A 13,447-nucleotide genomic window follows, 5' to 3' on the forward strand; every position below is an offset into this window, starting at 1 on the left:
AGTCATGCGGAGAGGCCGGCGGCGGTCTCACCGCCAGCTTCTTCGCTAGTCCCGGCCGCTTTCACGGCCCCCAGAAAGGTCTGCAAGCGCCCCAGCGGGATCGCTACCCGCTGTGCCGATCTGGCATCGGCAAGCGCCAGGTGGACGACATTGTCGCGGCCCAATGCCACAGACAGGGCCTCCCGGTCCAGTGGCAGACGCACGCCTTGCACGCCTGAACCTTCCGCATCGCTCCCCACGCGCCATGCCTGGTCGAGCTTCTTGCACCCGTCCTCACTGGCGTCGCCAGCGTGATAAAGCGCGGCGACCTTGCCCATGCGGGCATCCTGCGCGATGCGATCGGAACCCAATATAAGCCTCCCGGAGCGCATTTCGAGGCCAAGCCTTTGTAGGACAGCCTTTTCCAACGCTGCCTTCGTCTGTTCAGGCAAGTCATCGGGTATGGCAATCTTGCCGGTCTTGAACGCCCGCGACAGCGCGCCGCGCAGCTGGCCCGATGCAATCGCTGCCGCCAGCTCATCGCGTGTCACGCCGATCCACGCGCCGCGTCCGGGCGCCTTGGCCAGGGCATCGGGCAGGATATGGCACATGCCATCTGCGTCTTCAGGCGACAGTGCCAGGCGCACCAGATCATCGCGTGCAGAGCTTTGACCGCTCAGCACGCAACGACGCTCGCTCCCGCCTTCGCGGGAGACGCCACTCTCGGTTTTAGGCGAACCTAATGGGTCATGTTGAGGATTCCGCATCGGCGGCCTCCTCTGCTTGGGGCTCGGCTTCTGCGGTCGGAGCCGCTTCTTCCTCGTCCTCGAACCAGTGCGCACGCGCAGCCATGATGATCTCGTTGCCCTGCTCTTCGGACAGGCCGAACATGCCGAGCACGCCGCCCTTGTCCTCGGTGCGCTGCGGACGACGCGTTGGCGGACCGTCTTCGGTCTTGCGACGGCGCGGCGCTTCGCGCTTCTTGGCGATCAATTCGTCGGTGGCGAGATCGGCGAGGTCGTCGAGCGTCTTGATGCCGCCCTTGCCCAGCACCACGAGCATCTGCTCGGTGAGGTGCGGAAGTTCGGCGAGGTCATCCTCGACACCCAGCTCGCGGCGGGCAGCGCGGTGCGCTTCTTCCTGACGCTGCAAGGCTTCCTGTGCACGGCTTTGCAGTTCTTCGGCCAGTTCCTCGTCGAAGCCTTCGATGCTGGCGAGTTCGGCCAGTTCGACATAGGCAACTTCCTCGAGCTCGACGAAGCCTTCGGCCACGAGCAGCTGCGACAGCGTTTCGTCGACGTCGAGTTCTTCCTCAAACATCTTGGAACGCTCTGCAAATTCCTTGCTACGCTTCTCCGAGGCTTCTTCCTCGGTCATGATGTCGATCTGGCTGTCGGTCAGCTGGCTGGCAAGGCGCACGTTCTGGCCACGGCGACCGATAGCGAGCGAAAGCTGGTCGTCGGGAACGACGACTTCAATGCGGCCTTCTTCCTCATCCAGCACAACGCGACTGACGGTGGCGGGCTGGAGCGCGTTGACCACGAAAGTCGCGGTGTCTTCGCTCCACGGAATGATGTCGATCTTTTCGCCCTGCAGTTCCTGCACGACGGCCTGCACGCGGCTACCCTTCATGCCGACGCAGGCGCCGACCGGGTCGATCGAGGAATCATGGCTGATAACGCCGATCTTGGCGCGGCTGCCCGGGTCGCGGGCTGCTGCCTTGATCTCGATGATGCCATCGTAGATTTCGGGCACTTCCTGCGCGAACAGCTTTTTCATGAATTCGGGATGTGCGCGGCTGAGGAAGATCTGCGGACCGCGGTTGTTGCGTTCCACCTTGCTGATGAGCGCGCGGACACGTTCGCCAACACGGGCAGCTTCGCGGGGAATCTGCTGGTCACGGCGGATCACGCCTTCGGCACGACCGAGGTTGACGATTACGTGGCCGAATTCGACCGACTTAATGACGCCGGTGATGACTTCGCCGGCGCGATCCTTGAATTCCTCGAACTGACGCTCACGCTCGGCATCGCGGACCTTCTGGAAGATCACCTGCTTGGCGCTCTGCGCGTCGATACGGCCAAGGTCATCCATGGCAGGAAGCGGATCGACGATGAAATCGCCGACAGCCGAGCCCGGCTCCAGCTTTTCGGCCTGCGCCAGATCGACCTGCTTGAAATAATCTTCGACTTCCTCGACCACTTCGACAACCCGCCACAGGCGCAAATCGCCGGTGACCGGGTCGAGCTTGGCGCGAATGTCGTTTTCCTGGCCGAAACGCGCGCGCGCGGCCTTCTGGATCGCTTCTTCCATCGCTTCGATAACGATGCCCTTGTCGATCATCTTTTCCGATGCGACGGCATTGGCGATTGCAAGCAGTTCCGCCTTGTTGGCTGAAATGGGGCTGGCCATCAGGATTGAGCCTCTTCTTCCTCGTTGGATTCCAAAATATCTTCGACACCGCTCATGTCGAGCGGCTGTGTGGCGGCGATCAGCTTGTCTGTCAGGACGAGCTTGGCCGAATGAATTGTACCGAGCGGAACCGCAACCTCGCCCGCAGAATTATCCGCGATGGTGACGGTTTCGCCTTCTATCCCGACCAGTTCGCCGCGCAGATTGCGGTGACCGAAAACCTTTTCGGACAAGGCGATCTTCGCTTCGTGTCCGGCCCACCTTGCATAATCCTTGGCGCGGGTGAGCGGGCGATCAATGCCGGGGCTGCTGACTTCTAGGTTGTACGCACCGCGCACCAGTTCCTCTCCAGCTTCCTCGATCGCATCGATTCGGTCCGAAATGGCGCGCGAAAGCTTCGCACATTGCTCGACAACCAACTGATCGGTGGCGGGATCTTCAGCCATCACCTGCAAGGTGCGCTCGTCTCCGCTGCCGGTCATCTTCACGCGTACGAGTTCGAAACCCAGAGCCTCGGCTTCGGGTTCGATCACTTCAACAAGGCGCGCAATATCGGCCATCAACACTCCATCGGGTCGGCATTATCACGACAGCGGGTTTGTGGCCGGCCCCGTATGGCGCCAGCCCCTCCAGTGTCGCGACAATGTCGGGATGCGTGCTATTTAGGGCGAGCCGCGCAGGAAAGCAACAAGGGAGTTTGCATGCGGCAGGAGATCACTCAACGCCGGCCCAATCGTCGGTCGGTTCGTTCTCGAAATCACCGTCGAAGAGTTCGCGCTCGGCCCGGCTTTCCTCGGCAAAGCCATCTTCATCTTCGTCGTCGTCAGGGTCGGAAATGCCGGTTTCGAGTTCACCCAAGTCCTGCGAGTCGCGCAAGCGTTGCTGCGTCTCGTCATAGGCTTCCTGATAGACCTGCTCACGGTCGTCCGCCGTATCATCGAACGCGGTGAAGATGCCAATGAACACCATCATCAGAGCTACCACGGCGATAGCTTTTACTGCCATGCTGTTCACAAGACTTCCCCTCCAGCGCGCAGCTCAAGTGCTGCGTATTCGCCGAGAATAGGCGAAGAGGGTAAATTCAGCCCTAATTCGACGCGATATCGTGTTTCTTGATGGCGTGGCGCAACTGATCGTAGGTGAGGCCGAGCGCCTTGGCGGTTTGCCGCTGGTTCCAGCGATTGGCGCCGAGAGCGTGCTCGACAATCGCCCGTTCGTGCGCGTCGACCGCGGCGCGCAAATCGTCGATCTTGTCGAAGCGCGGTGAAGCGGGGGCGGTCTGCGAAGGCGCGGGTTTGCCCTCCCCCTTTATGGCAGGAGCGTGTGTTTCAAGCGGTTTCCACGGGCTGTCGAAGGGATCGAATACCACCTCTCCGATGGGCTGTTCCCAATTGTCCCAGCGATACACCGCGCGCTCAACGACATTGCGCAGTTCGCGGACGTTGCCGGGCCACGGGTGTTCCTCCATCGCATTGGCAACATGTTCGGCGAAGCCGGGCCATTGCTCCCAGCCCAGTTCGGCGGCCATGCGGCGACCGAAATAGTCCGCCAGCACCTGAATATCGCCTTCGCGCACGCGCAGCGGCGGCAGGGTAATAACCTCGAAACTCAGCCGGTCGAGCAGATCGGGGCGGAACGTCCCTTCCTCGGCGCGGCGTGGCAGGTCTTCATTGGTGGCGGCGACGATGCGGACATCGACTTGCGTGGGACGCGATGAACCGATCCGCGTGACCTCGCCATATTCGACTGCGCGAAGCAAGCGTTCCTGCGCGCCCATCGACAATGTGCCCAGTTCGTCGAGAAATAACGTGCCCCGGTCGGCTTCTTCGAACCGTCCCTCGCGCGCTCTGGTAGCACCCGTGAATGCTCCCTGCTCGTGACCGAACAATTCTGCCTCGATCAGGGTTTCGGGAAGCGCGGCGCAGTTCATGATGACGAGCGGGCCTTCCCAACGGTCGGACAGGCGGTGCAGGCGTTCTGCGATCAATTCCTTGCCCGTCCCGCGCTCTCCGATCACGAGGATCGGGCGTGACATCGGCGCGGCGCGGCTGGCGCGTTCGACAGCGTCGAGAAAAGCGCCGGACTGGCCGATGAACTGGTTCTTCTGCTCCACGCGCCAAGATATAGGGAAATTTCCCACATCTTGGCAAGAGAAACCATATCGCGCGACGCCGCCATGTCAAAAAACTGCGAAAATCCGCCAATCATGCGATTTGGCACGACCATTGCAGTTCATCGTGCATACATGATTTCAGGAGGGTTTCAGAATGTTTGATCGCAGCTTCTTCTCCAGCAAGGTGGGACACGCCGCGCTGGTAAGCGTGATCGCGATGGTTGCATTCACCGTTTTCGCGCAGATGCAGGCGGATGTCAGCGGAGCCAACATGTTGGTCAGCGCATCCATTACCGGTGAGCTGGCGTGAGCGACCAGAACAACAACCCCCTTACCCCGCTGGGCAAAGGACTGAAGCGCGCAGGAACCCGCCTCGATCAGGAGATCGAGCGCCTGCGCACCAGCCCCACCCCCACGTCGGGCGCCAATTACTCTGGAGGAAACTGGATGGGCATTTTCAGCCGCACCCGTGATATTATCGCTGCCAACTTCAACGAACTGCTCGACCAGGCGGACGACCCCGCGAAGATGATCCGCATGATCATCCTCGAAATGGAGGAAACCCTGGTCGAAGTCCGCGCGAGTGCGGCGCGCACGATCGCCGACCAAAAAGAAATGCACCGCCACACGGTCAAGCTGGACCGTCTTCAGGCCGATTGGGCCGAAAAGGCGCAACTCGCGCTGTCAAAGGACCGCGAAGACCTGGCCCGTGCCGCGCTGATGGAAAAGCGCAAGGCGACCGACATGATCGACCAGTTACGCCAGGAAATCGCCGTGCTCGACGACGCCCTGCGCGCTTATGAACAGGACATCGCAAAGCTGCAGCACCGCCTGCGCGAGGCCCGCAGTCGCCAGAGCCAGATCGCCGCACGCCTCGAAAGCGCGGAAAACCGCGTCAAGCTGCGCAGCCTGATGACCAACGAACGTGTGGACGATGCGCTGACCCGCTTCGACCAACTCGAACGCCGTGTCGACTATGCCGAAGGCCGCGCCGATGCGCTGCAGATCTCGAACAACAGCGGCAACAGCTTGGCCGATGAATTTGCCGCGCTCGAAGGCGGCGACAAGGTCGATGAGGAATTGGAAGAAATGAAGCGCGCGCTCGGCAAGGGCAGCAGTGCTGAGAAGAAAGACGAAGGGGAATAACCGTGGAAGAAGTTATCATCATCCCGATGGTCGTGATTGGCCTGCCCTGGCTCATCCTTCATTATGTGACCAAGTGGAAGACCGCCGCCACCATCACCACCGATGACGAGGCGCTGCTGGAAGACCTCTACAGCCTTGCAAAACGGCTCGACGAACGGATGGACACGGTCGAACGACTGGTTGCCTCCGACAATGCCGACTTCAAGCCGGCACGTATCCAGCATGACAAGGAAGTGGACAATGTGCCGCTTCGCGAACTGGAAGAACTGATCGCCGAGAAGAGAGGAGAACGCGCATGAATACCCCCCGCACCACGCTGTACCGCGATAAGCAGAACGGCAAGTTCATGGGCGTATGCGCTGGCGTTGCCGACTATACCGGCGTCAACGCCTTCTGGATCCGGCTTGGTTTGGTCGTGTCGATCATCACCATGGGTTGGCCGATACTTGCCTACATCGTCATGGGCGTATTGCTGAACAAGAAGCCGGCGCATCTCTACTCCGCCGATCCGGGCGAGAACCAGTACTGGCAGCGCGTGCGGCAGAACCCGAAGCGTACCGCCCGCGAAATCCGCGCGCAGATGAAGGACGTCGACCGGCGCCTGGCCGAGGTGGAGAGCTACTACGTCAGCTCCAACCCGCGCCTGACCTCGGAAATCGAGCGCCTGCGCTGAGCCAATCGAATTGAGGGGAGTGGAAAATGGGTGATTTGATCGGATTGGTCGCAGTTTCTGCTCCATTCCTGATGGTGTTCGGCATCGTCTGGATCAGTAGCCAGAAAAAGCTTGAAGAAAAGCGCATTGCGGCCACGGCCGAAGCGACCAGCGAGAAAGCTGCGCAATATGCGAGCCACGTCCAGGAATTAGAAAGCCGTGTCCGTGTGCTCGAACGCATCGTCACAGACAAAGGATATGACGTCGCCAGCCAGATCGAGGCGCTGCGCGATGTCCGCGCTGTCGAGGAAAAAGGCAGCGGCGTGCAGATGAATTTTGACCAGAAGGAAAAAGCATAATGGATTGGGGAGGACCGGGTTTCGTCGTAGCGATCATCGCGATCAGCACTATCGGTTGGATCGTGAACAACTGGATCCGCGCAAAACATGGCTACTCGCTCGAAGACGAGTGGGGCGGCAAGACCGAGAAGGCTTCCGAACGCGATGATGCCAAGCTGCGCGAAATGAACCAGCAACTGATGCAAACGATGGAGAAGATGCAGGACCGGATGATCGTGCTCGAACGCATCGTCACCGACAAGGGCTATACCGTGGCCGAGGAAATCGAGGCGCTGCGTGACAAGCCCGCCAACAATGCCAGCGCAGCGGGCGTGCCATTGAACTTCGACAAGAAAGAGCAAGTCTGATGGATTTCCCACTCACCGAAACCGCCGTCATCGTCGGCATCGGCACGATCACGCTGGGCTGGGTCGCCAACACCTGGATGCGTATCCGCCACGGATATCCGCTGGAAAACAGCTGGGGCAAGGCGGTCTATCCGAAAAGCGCCGAGAACGAGGAGCGGGTGAAACTGCTCAGCCAGGAAAACGCTGCCCTGCGCGCCGAACTCGGATCGATGAAGGATCGCCTCGCCAATGTGGAGCGGATCGTCACCGATAGCGGATACCAGTTGACCCATGAGATCGAGACACTGCGTGGCGCGCAGAAGGAGGCAAACTGATGGACGGTGATCTACTTCTTATTTTCGGTTTTGTCGTCGCGCTGGCACTCATCGTGTTCCCGTTCGTGATTCTTACGCACCGCCGTGTCGTGCGACACGAGGAGCGCAAGCTCGAACTGGAATTGCAGATCGAGCAGGCCAGGAAGGGCCAGGCTGCCAAGAACGATCAGTCGTTCCAGCAGCTGGAGGACCGCCTGCGCGTTCTCAAACGTATTGCCACCGATCCATCGGCCGACATTTCGCGTCAGATCGAGAACCTGCGTGAAATCAAGGCCGAGGGAGAGAAAGTGTAATGGGATTCTGGACCGCCATCGTCCTGATCGTGCTGATCATGGCCATCACCGGCACGCTGGGAAGCCGCTCCAAGCGCAAGTCGCGCGATCGTGTCGAGGAGCAGGACCAGCCGACCTTGCCGAGCAATCGGGAAAAGGAACTGGAAGACGAAGTCGTAAGCCTGCGCGAGCGCGTCAAAGTGCTTGAACGCATAGCCACCGACCCGGCGCGTCGCACCGCCGAGGAAATCGAGAAACTCCGGGACGAATAGGGGACCAAGGGCAAGGAGAACATGATGATGATGGAAGTCGACATGCTTGTTGCCGCAACCGCGCTGGTTGGGCTGGTCATCACGGCAGGCACTGCATTGCTGGGCTGGCAGGGCTGGCTCGCATACAAGAATCGTGAATTGGAAATGCGCAGGCTGCCGCCCGAGATGGAAAACGGCTCGCCCGAGGGCATGGCGCGGATAGAGATCGCCGACCTCAAGGAACGCATCCGCAAGCTGGAAGCAATCGCCAGCGGGGTGGACCTCTGACGCGAAGTGACTATCTGCGCTGACATGCGCACACTTGATGACATTCACGAAGAGTATGATTTTCTCGAGGGCGATGAACGCTATCGCCTGCTGATCGAGCTGGGCCGCGAGCTGGAGGACATGCCCGCCGCGCTCAAGACCGATGCCACGCTGGTACGCGGCTGTTCGGCGCAGGTGTGGGTCTATCCCACCGCTGATGGCGACCGGCTGCATTTCCTGGCCGACAGCAACGCCGCGATTACCAAGGGCATCGTCGCGCTGGTGATCTCCGCCGTGCAGGACAAGCCTGCCGCAGAGGTTGCACAGATGGACATTGCAGGGGCGCTCGAACCCTTCGATCTCAGGAACCAGCTCAGCTCCAACCGCACGCAGGGTGTCCCCAACATGATCGCGCTGGTGAAAGAACACGCGGCGCGGATCGAAAGCTGACCGCGTGCGCCGGCTCTATCTTGCTGGCGGACTCATCTGCGTCGCTTTGGGCGCAATCGGCGCGGCGCTGCCGATCATGCCGACGGTGCCGTTCCTGCTGCTCGCCACCTATTGCTTTGCCCGCAGCAATCCGGCGCTCGAGAAGAAGATCCTCGATCACCCGACTTGGGGTCCGCAGGTGCAGGACTGGCGCGAACGCCGCGCGATTTCCCGCCGGGCCAAGACCATGGCTATCGGCGCTATGGCCACGGGCGCTGTCGTGACGTGGTACACGCTGGGCGATCCCTGGTACTGGATCTCGGTCGCCGTACTGGTGATTTGCGGGACGTGGATCGCCACCCGAAACGAATAGCAAATCGGAACATCGCGCCATGCGATGCGTTGAATTTGCATAGGGTTGGACGGGAAAACGCAAGGAATAAAATGACATGGCAATTCTCGTACTGATTGCAACCATCCTGCTGCCGCCGCTCGGCGTTGCCGCCAAGCACGGCCTCGGCTCCACCTTCCTCATCAATCTTGTGCTGACGCTGCTGGGCTTCATTCCCGGCCTGATCCACGGTCTGTATGTGAATTACGCTCGGTAAGTCCGGCTGGAACTGACCAACTAAAAAGGGGCCGTGCGCTTGGGCGTGCGGCCCTTTTTCATGGCGCAACCTAACGCTTGGTGGTCACAGCTTCCTTGCGCTCCACTTTCGCCTTTGCGCTGCGCTGGCGCGTCATTTCGAACGTGCCGTTCATGTCGAGCAGGCTCCATACGCCGGTAATACGCTCGCCCTTGTCGGTCAGTTGACCAACGTAATCGACCGGGTTTTCATAACCCATTGCGGCCTTGCGGTATGTCTTAGTGAAATCCACCGCATATCCTGCAATCACGCCGACAAGCGTGGCCTCTGCCGCATTGCCCGACAGATACAGGTCCGGTTCCATGATGGTGCCGGTGAAACTGGTCCCGCGCTGGGTGATGGTGGCGAGGAAAGGTGTCACTGGCCCGTCGCCTGCGGGATAGGTGAACTGGCCGTCCCACTGGCCTGAGATATTCTCGGGAGCAGACGCCAAGCGCGGAGCCTCAGGCCCCGGCGCTTTCGCGCACGACGGCAGTGCCCGCCTCGCGCTGCTGGCGCAATTCGGCTTTGAGTTTGCCGGGGTCGCGGGCGAACAGGAAGCCGAAGCTCACTCCGCCCTCCTTGCCGATCGTTGCGTGATGCAGCTTGTGCGATTGCACCAGCCGCTTGGCGTAGCCGCGCTTTGGCACCCAGCGGAAATAGCGCTGGTGCACCAGCCCGTCATGGATGAGCGTGTAGATGATGCCATAGACAAGGATGCCGAGGCCAATCCAGGTCGCCGGAATCCACGCCGCCTCGCCCAGCACAAGCGGACTGCCCAGGGCGAACATCGAAATGCTCATCACTGCGCCCACAAGGCCGAACAAATCGTTCTTTTCGAAGGTGTTGTCATGTGGTTCGTGGTGGTCGCGGTGCCACGCCCAGCCGAAGCCGTGCATGATATATTTGTGGCTCGACCACGCGACGAATTCCATCGCCACGACAGTCGCCAGCACGATCAGGATGGGGACGAGTATCTCCATGCCGCTCAATATAGGCGCACCTGCACCGTCACGCAAAGACAGTCAGTCGCCGGTATGGCGTTCCTGTTTGCGCGGCATGCCGAAATGCGTCTCCGCAACTTCGCGGTTGATGCGGGCCGGGCGTAGTGTCGTGCTGTCGATGCAGCACCACATGCTCTGCACTTCGGCCAGCACCTCTTCACCGCGGCGGATCACCGTGTTGTAGAAACTGCGCGCACCGGCGATCTTCTCCAGAACGGTTTCGGCGATCACCTCGTCATCGAGGAAAGCCGGACGGCGGTAGGTAATCTCGTGCTTCAGCGCGACCCACGCCTTGCTCGCCACTTCCTCCGCCGGCGCCAGCTTTTGCCAATGTTGCAGCACGACGTCCTGCACCCAGCCCAGATAGCGGGCATTGTTCACGTGGCCCATGAAGTCGATATCTTCGGGCAGGATGCGAATGGGTATCGCGAAGGGTTTGATTGACATGCCTGTTAGTTGGGGATGAAATCTTAACTTTCAAAGACAATCGAAAGCCTTTTGGCGATTATCTTGGCGGTGCCACCGCCCCGCGCTATTGGAAGCGCGATGAAACCGCGCACGCTCTATGAGAAAATCTGGGATTCGCACGTTGTCGAACGGCGCGATGATGGCACCTGCCTGATATTTATCGACCGCCACCTGGTCCACGAAGTCACCAGCCCGCAGGCGTTCGAGGCGCTGCGTCTGGCCGGGCGCAAGGTGCGCCGTCCCGAGCTTACTCTCGCCGTTCCCGATCACAATTTGCCGACTACTGCGCGGGTGGACGCTGAAGGGGAGCGGCTGCCCATCAGCGATCCGCAAAGCGCGCAGCAACTCGCCTCGCTCGAACAGAATGTCTCCGATTTCGGGATCCGCTATTTCAACGCAACCGCGCGCGAGCAGGGCATCGTCCATGTGGTCGGTCCCGAGCAGGGCTTTTCGCTGCCCGGCACGACGATTGTCTGCGGAGATTCTCACACTGCCTGCCATGGCGGCATCGGCGCGCTCGCCTTCGGCATTGGCACAAGCGAGGTCGAACATGTCCTCGCCACGCAGACGCTGTTGTTGCGGCAATCGAAGAGCATGGAGGTGCGCGTCGAAGGAGCGCTCGGCCCCGGCGTCACGCCCAAGGACCTGATCCTGCACATCATCGGCGTGCTCGGAACTGCGGGCGGCACCGGCCATGTCATCGAATATCGCGGCCGCGTGTTCGAGGAAATGAGCGTCGAGGGCCGTCTTACCGTATCGAACATGAGCATCGAGGCTGGCGCACGCGCCGGCCTGATCGCGCCCGACGAAACGACTTTCGCTTATCTCAAAGGTCGCCCCCTCGCCCCGCAAGGTGCCGATTGGGATGCAGCTGTTGCCTATTGGCGAACCCTGCACAGCGACAAAGGCGCGCAGTTCGATACCTCGGTCGTGATCGACGCTGCCAATATCGCGCCCACCGTCACCTGGGGAACCAGCCCGGAAGATGTCGTGCCGATTGGCGGGTGCGTTCCTGATCCGGCCAGCTTTGCCGATCCGTCCAAGCAGGAAGCTGCCCGCAAAAGCCTCGATTACATGGGGCTTACTCCGGGCACGGCTATGCAGGATATCGCGGTCGAGAACATCTTCATCGGCAGTTGCACCAACAGCCGGATCGAGGATCTGCGCGCCGCGGCAGAAGTGCTGCGCGGTCGGCGGATCGCTGACAATATCCGCTGGGCTATCGTCGTGCCGGGGTCGGGCCTTGTGAAAATGCAGGCCGAGGCTGAAGGGTTGGACAAGATCTTCGTCGAAGCTGGCATGGAATGGCGCGAACCGGGCTGTTCGGCCTGTCTCGGCATGAACCCGGACAAGGTGCCCGCGGGCGAACGCTGCGCCAGCACCAGCAACCGCAATTTCGTGGGCCGGCAAGGCCCCGGCAGCCGCACCCACCTCGTCAGCCCCGCAATGGCGGCGGCGGCGGCGGTCACCGGAAAGCTGACCGATGTGCGCGAATTGACGCATGAACCGGCGTAAGGCCTCTTTTTCGCCTGCCACTTCGCCCGATGCACGCGTACTGATCCTCGGTAGCTTGCCGGGTGAGCGATCACTGGCGCAGCGGCAGTATTACGCCCATCCGCAAAACCGGTTCTGGCATCTGGTCGGCAAGGCCATTTCGGTCGATCTCGTCGCGATGGATTACGACACGCGGCTCGCCGCGCTGCGTGCGCATGGCATCGGTCTGTGGGACGTTGTCGCCTCCGCGCACCGCACAGGTTCGCTCGATGCCTCGATACGCGAGGCCAGGCCCAATGCACTTGGCAAACTGGTTTCCGAACTCCCGCAACTGCGGGCCGTTTGTTTTAACGGCAAGACGTCGGAAAAGATCGGCAGGCCTCATTTGGCCGATACACAGGTCGAACAAATATCGCTCCCCTCTTCCAGCCCCGCCTTTGCGGCGATGCCCCTCGCTGAAAAAGAGCGGTCCTGGATGGGTTTGCGCGAATTTCTTGAAACACCTGGCGACAAGGCGCATTGAATAAGCATGACAAACAACATCAAAGGTAAGGCTGCCATCGGTGCAGCCATCGGCTCGGCAGCGGTTGCTGCCGCATTGCTGTATGTAAACAAGCGCAAGAAGAAGAACGAGCCGACCCAGCCCGGCCCGATTCCCAGCGGCGAAAAGCCGGAGACCGATTAATGGAGCCTTTGCGGCAAGTTGAAGGACGTGCGATTCCGTTCGGCCGCAAGAATGTCGATACCGACCTGATCATCCCGGCACGTTGGCTCAAGACCATCACCCGTGAAGGCTTGGGCGAAGGAGCGTTCGAGGCGGTTCGCGCCAGCGACCCCGACAACATTTTCGACCAGAGCGAATTTGCCGGCGCGCCAATCCTGATCGCGGGCGACAATTTCGGCTGCGGGTCGAGCCGCGAACACGCGGCGTGGGCGCTGCTCGACATGGGACTGCGCGCCGTGATCGCGCCCAGCTTTTCGGACATTTTCGCAGGCAATGCGTTCAAGAACGGTATCCTGACCGTCGCCCTGCCGCAGGAACAGATCGACCGGCTGCTCGAAGTCGCGGTGAGCGATCCGATCTACATCGATCTGGAAGCGCAAAGCGTGACAACGCCTTTCCAGGATCGCTTCACCTTCGAAATTGATGCGTTCCGCAAAGATTGTCTGCTGCAAGGTCTGGATGAGGTGGGCCTGACGTTGGAACGTGATAAGGCTATAAGCGATTACGAGGCGCAGCTGGAAGCGGAGCATCCGTGGCTGGCGCGCGGGACAAACCTGGCGGCATGAGCCGGACGTAAGACAAGTACAAGG

Annotated in this window: 25 protein-coding genes; 17 read left to right on the plus strand and 8 right to left on the minus strand. The window is 60.7% G+C overall.

Translation table 11 applies throughout. The features are described 5' to 3' along the window. Positions 1–2: 2 nt before the first annotated feature. From AAC850_RS02410 to pspF, 5 genes are all read right to left on the minus strand, one after another. Positions 3–746, minus strand: a complete 744-nt coding sequence (locus AAC850_RS02410) for a DUF448 domain-containing protein (protein WP_340587013.1) — start codon at positions 744–746, stop codon at positions 3–5. Continuing rightward, entirely contained in the window at positions 727–2,391 is a 1,665-nt protein-coding gene (gene nusA, locus AAC850_RS02415; RefSeq protein ID WP_340587014.1) for a transcription termination factor NusA, read from the minus strand. Before nusA ends, AAC850_RS02410 begins: the two co-directional genes overlap by 20 nt. Beyond that, a complete protein-coding gene (rimP, locus tag AAC850_RS02420) occupies positions 2,391–2,951 on the minus strand; it encodes a ribosome maturation protein RimP (RefSeq protein WP_340587015.1) in 561 nt (186 codons plus the stop codon). Before rimP ends, nusA begins: the two co-directional genes overlap by 1 nt. Before the next feature lie 154 nt (positions 2,952–3,105). Next, on the minus strand, positions 3,106–3,396 hold the full coding sequence (locus AAC850_RS02425) for a hypothetical protein (protein WP_340587016.1): 291 nt from the start codon (positions 3,394–3,396) through the stop codon (positions 3,106–3,108). An 82-nt stretch (positions 3,397–3,478) separates the two neighbouring features. Further along, on the minus strand, positions 3,479–4,504 hold the full coding sequence (pspF, locus tag AAC850_RS02430; protein ID WP_340587017.1) for a phage shock protein operon transcriptional activator: 1,026 nt from the start codon (positions 4,502–4,504) through the stop codon (positions 3,479–3,481). 154 nt (positions 4,505–4,658) lie between these two features. Between pspF and AAC850_RS02435 the strand changes: the two genes are divergently transcribed. From AAC850_RS02435 to AAC850_RS02495, 13 genes are all read left to right on the plus strand, one after another. Continuing rightward, positions 4,659–4,814 (plus strand): hypothetical protein, encoded by a 156-nt coding sequence (locus tag AAC850_RS02435; protein ID WP_340587018.1) that lies wholly within the window; start codon positions 4,659–4,661, stop codon positions 4,812–4,814. After that, the gene (pspA, locus tag AAC850_RS02440; protein ID WP_422723166.1) at positions 4,811–5,650 is read left to right on the plus strand and encodes a phage shock protein PspA; all 840 of its coding nucleotides are present in this window, start codon (positions 4,811–4,813) and stop codon (positions 5,648–5,650) included. Before AAC850_RS02435 ends, pspA begins: the two co-directional genes overlap by 4 nt. Positions 5,651–5,652: 2 nt before the next feature. Next, positions 5,653–5,949 carry an envelope stress response membrane protein PspB gene (pspB, locus tag AAC850_RS02445; RefSeq protein WP_340587019.1) on the plus strand — a complete coding sequence of 99 codons (297 nt, stop codon included), beginning with the start codon at positions 5,653–5,655 and terminating at the stop codon, positions 5,947–5,949. Next, positions 5,946–6,323 (plus strand): envelope stress response membrane protein PspC, encoded by a 378-nt coding sequence (gene pspC / locus AAC850_RS02450; RefSeq protein WP_340587020.1) that lies wholly within the window; start codon positions 5,946–5,948, stop codon positions 6,321–6,323. Before pspB ends, pspC begins: the two co-directional genes overlap by 4 nt. A 26-nt stretch (positions 6,324–6,349) precedes the next feature. Then, the gene (locus AAC850_RS02455) at positions 6,350–6,661 is read left to right on the plus strand and encodes a hypothetical protein (protein ID WP_340587021.1); all 312 of its coding nucleotides are present in this window, start codon (positions 6,350–6,352) and stop codon (positions 6,659–6,661) included. After that, positions 6,661–7,008, plus strand: coding sequence for a hypothetical protein (locus AAC850_RS02460; protein WP_340587022.1), 348 nt, complete (start codon positions 6,661–6,663; stop codon positions 7,006–7,008). Before AAC850_RS02455 ends, AAC850_RS02460 begins: the two co-directional genes overlap by 1 nt. Further along, a complete protein-coding gene (locus tag AAC850_RS02465; protein WP_340587023.1) occupies positions 7,008–7,322 on the plus strand; it encodes a hypothetical protein in 315 nt (104 codons plus the stop codon). Before AAC850_RS02460 ends, AAC850_RS02465 begins: the two co-directional genes overlap by 1 nt. Beyond that, a complete protein-coding gene (locus AAC850_RS02470) occupies positions 7,322–7,615 on the plus strand; it encodes a hypothetical protein (RefSeq protein WP_340587024.1) in 294 nt (97 codons plus the stop codon). Before AAC850_RS02465 ends, AAC850_RS02470 begins: the two co-directional genes overlap by 1 nt. Next, entirely contained in the window at positions 7,615–7,866 is a 252-nt protein-coding gene (locus AAC850_RS02475) for a hypothetical protein (RefSeq protein ID WP_340587025.1), read from the plus strand. Before AAC850_RS02470 ends, AAC850_RS02475 begins: the two co-directional genes overlap by 1 nt. Positions 7,867–7,887: 21 nt before the next feature. Further along, positions 7,888–8,133: a hypothetical protein gene (locus AAC850_RS02480; protein ID WP_422723167.1), complete on the plus strand. Its 246-nt coding sequence runs from the start codon at positions 7,888–7,890 to the stop codon at positions 8,131–8,133. Between the two features lie 24 nt (positions 8,134–8,157). After that, positions 8,158–8,562: a SufE family protein gene (locus tag AAC850_RS02485; RefSeq protein ID WP_340587027.1), complete on the plus strand. Its 405-nt coding sequence runs from the start codon at positions 8,158–8,160 to the stop codon at positions 8,560–8,562. 4 nt (positions 8,563–8,566) lie between these two features. Then, positions 8,567–8,914 (plus strand): YbaN family protein, encoded by a 348-nt coding sequence (locus tag AAC850_RS02490; RefSeq protein WP_340587028.1) that lies wholly within the window; start codon positions 8,567–8,569, stop codon positions 8,912–8,914. Between the two features lie 76 nt (positions 8,915–8,990). Beyond that, on the plus strand, positions 8,991–9,149 hold the full coding sequence (locus AAC850_RS02495; RefSeq protein ID WP_340587029.1) for a YqaE/Pmp3 family membrane protein: 159 nt from the start codon (positions 8,991–8,993) through the stop codon (positions 9,147–9,149). Positions 9,150–9,219: 70 nt separating this feature from the next. On the opposite strand, the gene AAC850_RS02500 is transcribed toward AAC850_RS02495, so the two are convergent. From AAC850_RS02500 to AAC850_RS02510, 3 genes are read right to left on the minus strand one after another with little or no spacing between them, the layout of a single operon-like run. After that, the gene (locus AAC850_RS02500; protein WP_340587030.1) at positions 9,220–9,621 is read right to left on the minus strand and encodes a hypothetical protein; all 402 of its coding nucleotides are present in this window, start codon (positions 9,619–9,621) and stop codon (positions 9,220–9,222) included. Between the two features lie 10 nt (positions 9,622–9,631). Then, positions 9,632–10,150 carry a sterol desaturase family protein gene (locus AAC850_RS02505; protein WP_340587031.1) on the minus strand — a complete coding sequence of 173 codons (519 nt, stop codon included), beginning with the start codon at positions 10,148–10,150 and terminating at the stop codon, positions 9,632–9,634. A 42-nt stretch (positions 10,151–10,192) separates the two neighbouring features. Continuing rightward, positions 10,193–10,618 carry an acyl-CoA thioesterase gene (locus AAC850_RS02510; RefSeq protein WP_340587032.1) on the minus strand — a complete coding sequence of 142 codons (426 nt, stop codon included), beginning with the start codon at positions 10,616–10,618 and terminating at the stop codon, positions 10,193–10,195. 99 nt (positions 10,619–10,717) lie between these two features. Here AAC850_RS02510 and leuC point away from each other — a divergent pair, with 99 nt between their 5' ends. The 4 genes from leuC to leuD are packed head-to-tail and all read left to right on the plus strand — an operon-like array spanning position 10,718 to position 13,423. After that, on the plus strand, positions 10,718–12,154 hold the full coding sequence (gene leuC, locus AAC850_RS02515; RefSeq protein WP_340587033.1) for a 3-isopropylmalate dehydratase large subunit: 1,437 nt from the start codon (positions 10,718–10,720) through the stop codon (positions 12,152–12,154). Beyond that, positions 12,141–12,656 (plus strand): DNA-deoxyinosine glycosylase, encoded by a 516-nt coding sequence (locus AAC850_RS02520; RefSeq protein ID WP_340587034.1) that lies wholly within the window; start codon positions 12,141–12,143, stop codon positions 12,654–12,656. Before leuC ends, AAC850_RS02520 begins: the two co-directional genes overlap by 14 nt. A gap of 6 nt (positions 12,657–12,662) precedes the next feature. Beyond that, entirely contained in the window at positions 12,663–12,818 is a 156-nt protein-coding gene (locus AAC850_RS02525) for an isopropylmalate isomerase (protein WP_340587035.1), read from the plus strand. Beyond that, positions 12,818–13,423, plus strand: coding sequence for a 3-isopropylmalate dehydratase small subunit (gene leuD / locus AAC850_RS02530; protein WP_340587036.1), 606 nt, complete (start codon positions 12,818–12,820; stop codon positions 13,421–13,423). The genes AAC850_RS02525 and leuD overlap by 1 nt, the downstream gene beginning before the upstream one ends. The last annotated feature ends 24 nt before the right edge of the window (positions 13,424–13,447 follow it).

The organism is Erythrobacter alti, from assembly GCF_037996805.1.
In the GTDB taxonomy this organism is placed as follows: Bacteria; Pseudomonadota; Alphaproteobacteria; order Sphingomonadales; family Sphingomonadaceae; genus Alteraurantiacibacter; species Alteraurantiacibacter alti.

Coding starts and splice junctions, on each gene's coding strand:
- AAC850_RS02410 (WP_340587013.1), bottom strand. CDS start 746: ATGCGGAATCCTCAACATGACCCATTAGGTTCGCCTAAAACCGAGAGT.
- nusA (WP_340587014.1), bottom strand. CDS start 2,391: ATGGCCAGCCCCATTTCAGCCAACAAGGCGGAACTGCTTGCAATCGCC.
- rimP (WP_340587015.1), bottom strand. CDS start 2,951: ATGGCCGATATTGCGCGCCTTGTTGAAGTGATCGAACCCGAAGCCGAG.
- AAC850_RS02425 (WP_340587016.1), bottom strand. CDS start 3,396: ATGGCAGTAAAAGCTATCGCCGTGGTAGCTCTGATGATGGTGTTCATT.
- AAC850_RS02435 (WP_340587018.1), top strand. CDS start 4,659: ATGTTTGATCGCAGCTTCTTCTCCAGCAAGGTGGGACACGCCGCGCTG.
- pspC (WP_340587020.1), top strand. CDS start 5,946: ATGAATACCCCCCGCACCACGCTGTACCGCGATAAGCAGAACGGCAAG.
- AAC850_RS02455 (WP_340587021.1), top strand. CDS start 6,350: ATGGGTGATTTGATCGGATTGGTCGCAGTTTCTGCTCCATTCCTGATG.
- AAC850_RS02460 (WP_340587022.1), top strand. CDS start 6,661: ATGGATTGGGGAGGACCGGGTTTCGTCGTAGCGATCATCGCGATCAGC.
- AAC850_RS02465 (WP_340587023.1), top strand. CDS start 7,008: ATGGATTTCCCACTCACCGAAACCGCCGTCATCGTCGGCATCGGCACG.
- AAC850_RS02470 (WP_340587024.1), top strand. CDS start 7,322: ATGGACGGTGATCTACTTCTTATTTTCGGTTTTGTCGTCGCGCTGGCA.
- AAC850_RS02475 (WP_340587025.1), top strand. CDS start 7,615: ATGGGATTCTGGACCGCCATCGTCCTGATCGTGCTGATCATGGCCATC.
- AAC850_RS02480 (WP_422723167.1), top strand. CDS start 7,888: ATGATGATGATGGAAGTCGACATGCTTGTTGCCGCAACCGCGCTGGTT.
- AAC850_RS02485 (WP_340587027.1), top strand. CDS start 8,158: ATGCGCACACTTGATGACATTCACGAAGAGTATGATTTTCTCGAGGGC.
- AAC850_RS02495 (WP_340587029.1), top strand. CDS start 8,991: ATGGCAATTCTCGTACTGATTGCAACCATCCTGCTGCCGCCGCTCGGC.
- AAC850_RS02505 (WP_340587031.1), bottom strand. CDS start 10,150: ATGGAGATACTCGTCCCCATCCTGATCGTGCTGGCGACTGTCGTGGCG.
- AAC850_RS02510 (WP_340587032.1), bottom strand. CDS start 10,618: ATGTCAATCAAACCCTTCGCGATACCCATTCGCATCCTGCCCGAAGAT.
- leuC (WP_340587033.1), top strand. CDS start 10,718: ATGAAACCGCGCACGCTCTATGAGAAAATCTGGGATTCGCACGTTGTC.
- AAC850_RS02520 (WP_340587034.1), top strand. CDS start 12,141: ATGAACCGGCGTAAGGCCTCTTTTTCGCCTGCCACTTCGCCCGATGCA.
- AAC850_RS02525 (WP_340587035.1), top strand. CDS start 12,663: ATGACAAACAACATCAAAGGTAAGGCTGCCATCGGTGCAGCCATCGGC.
- leuD (WP_340587036.1), top strand. CDS start 12,818: ATGGAGCCTTTGCGGCAAGTTGAAGGACGTGCGATTCCGTTCGGCCGC.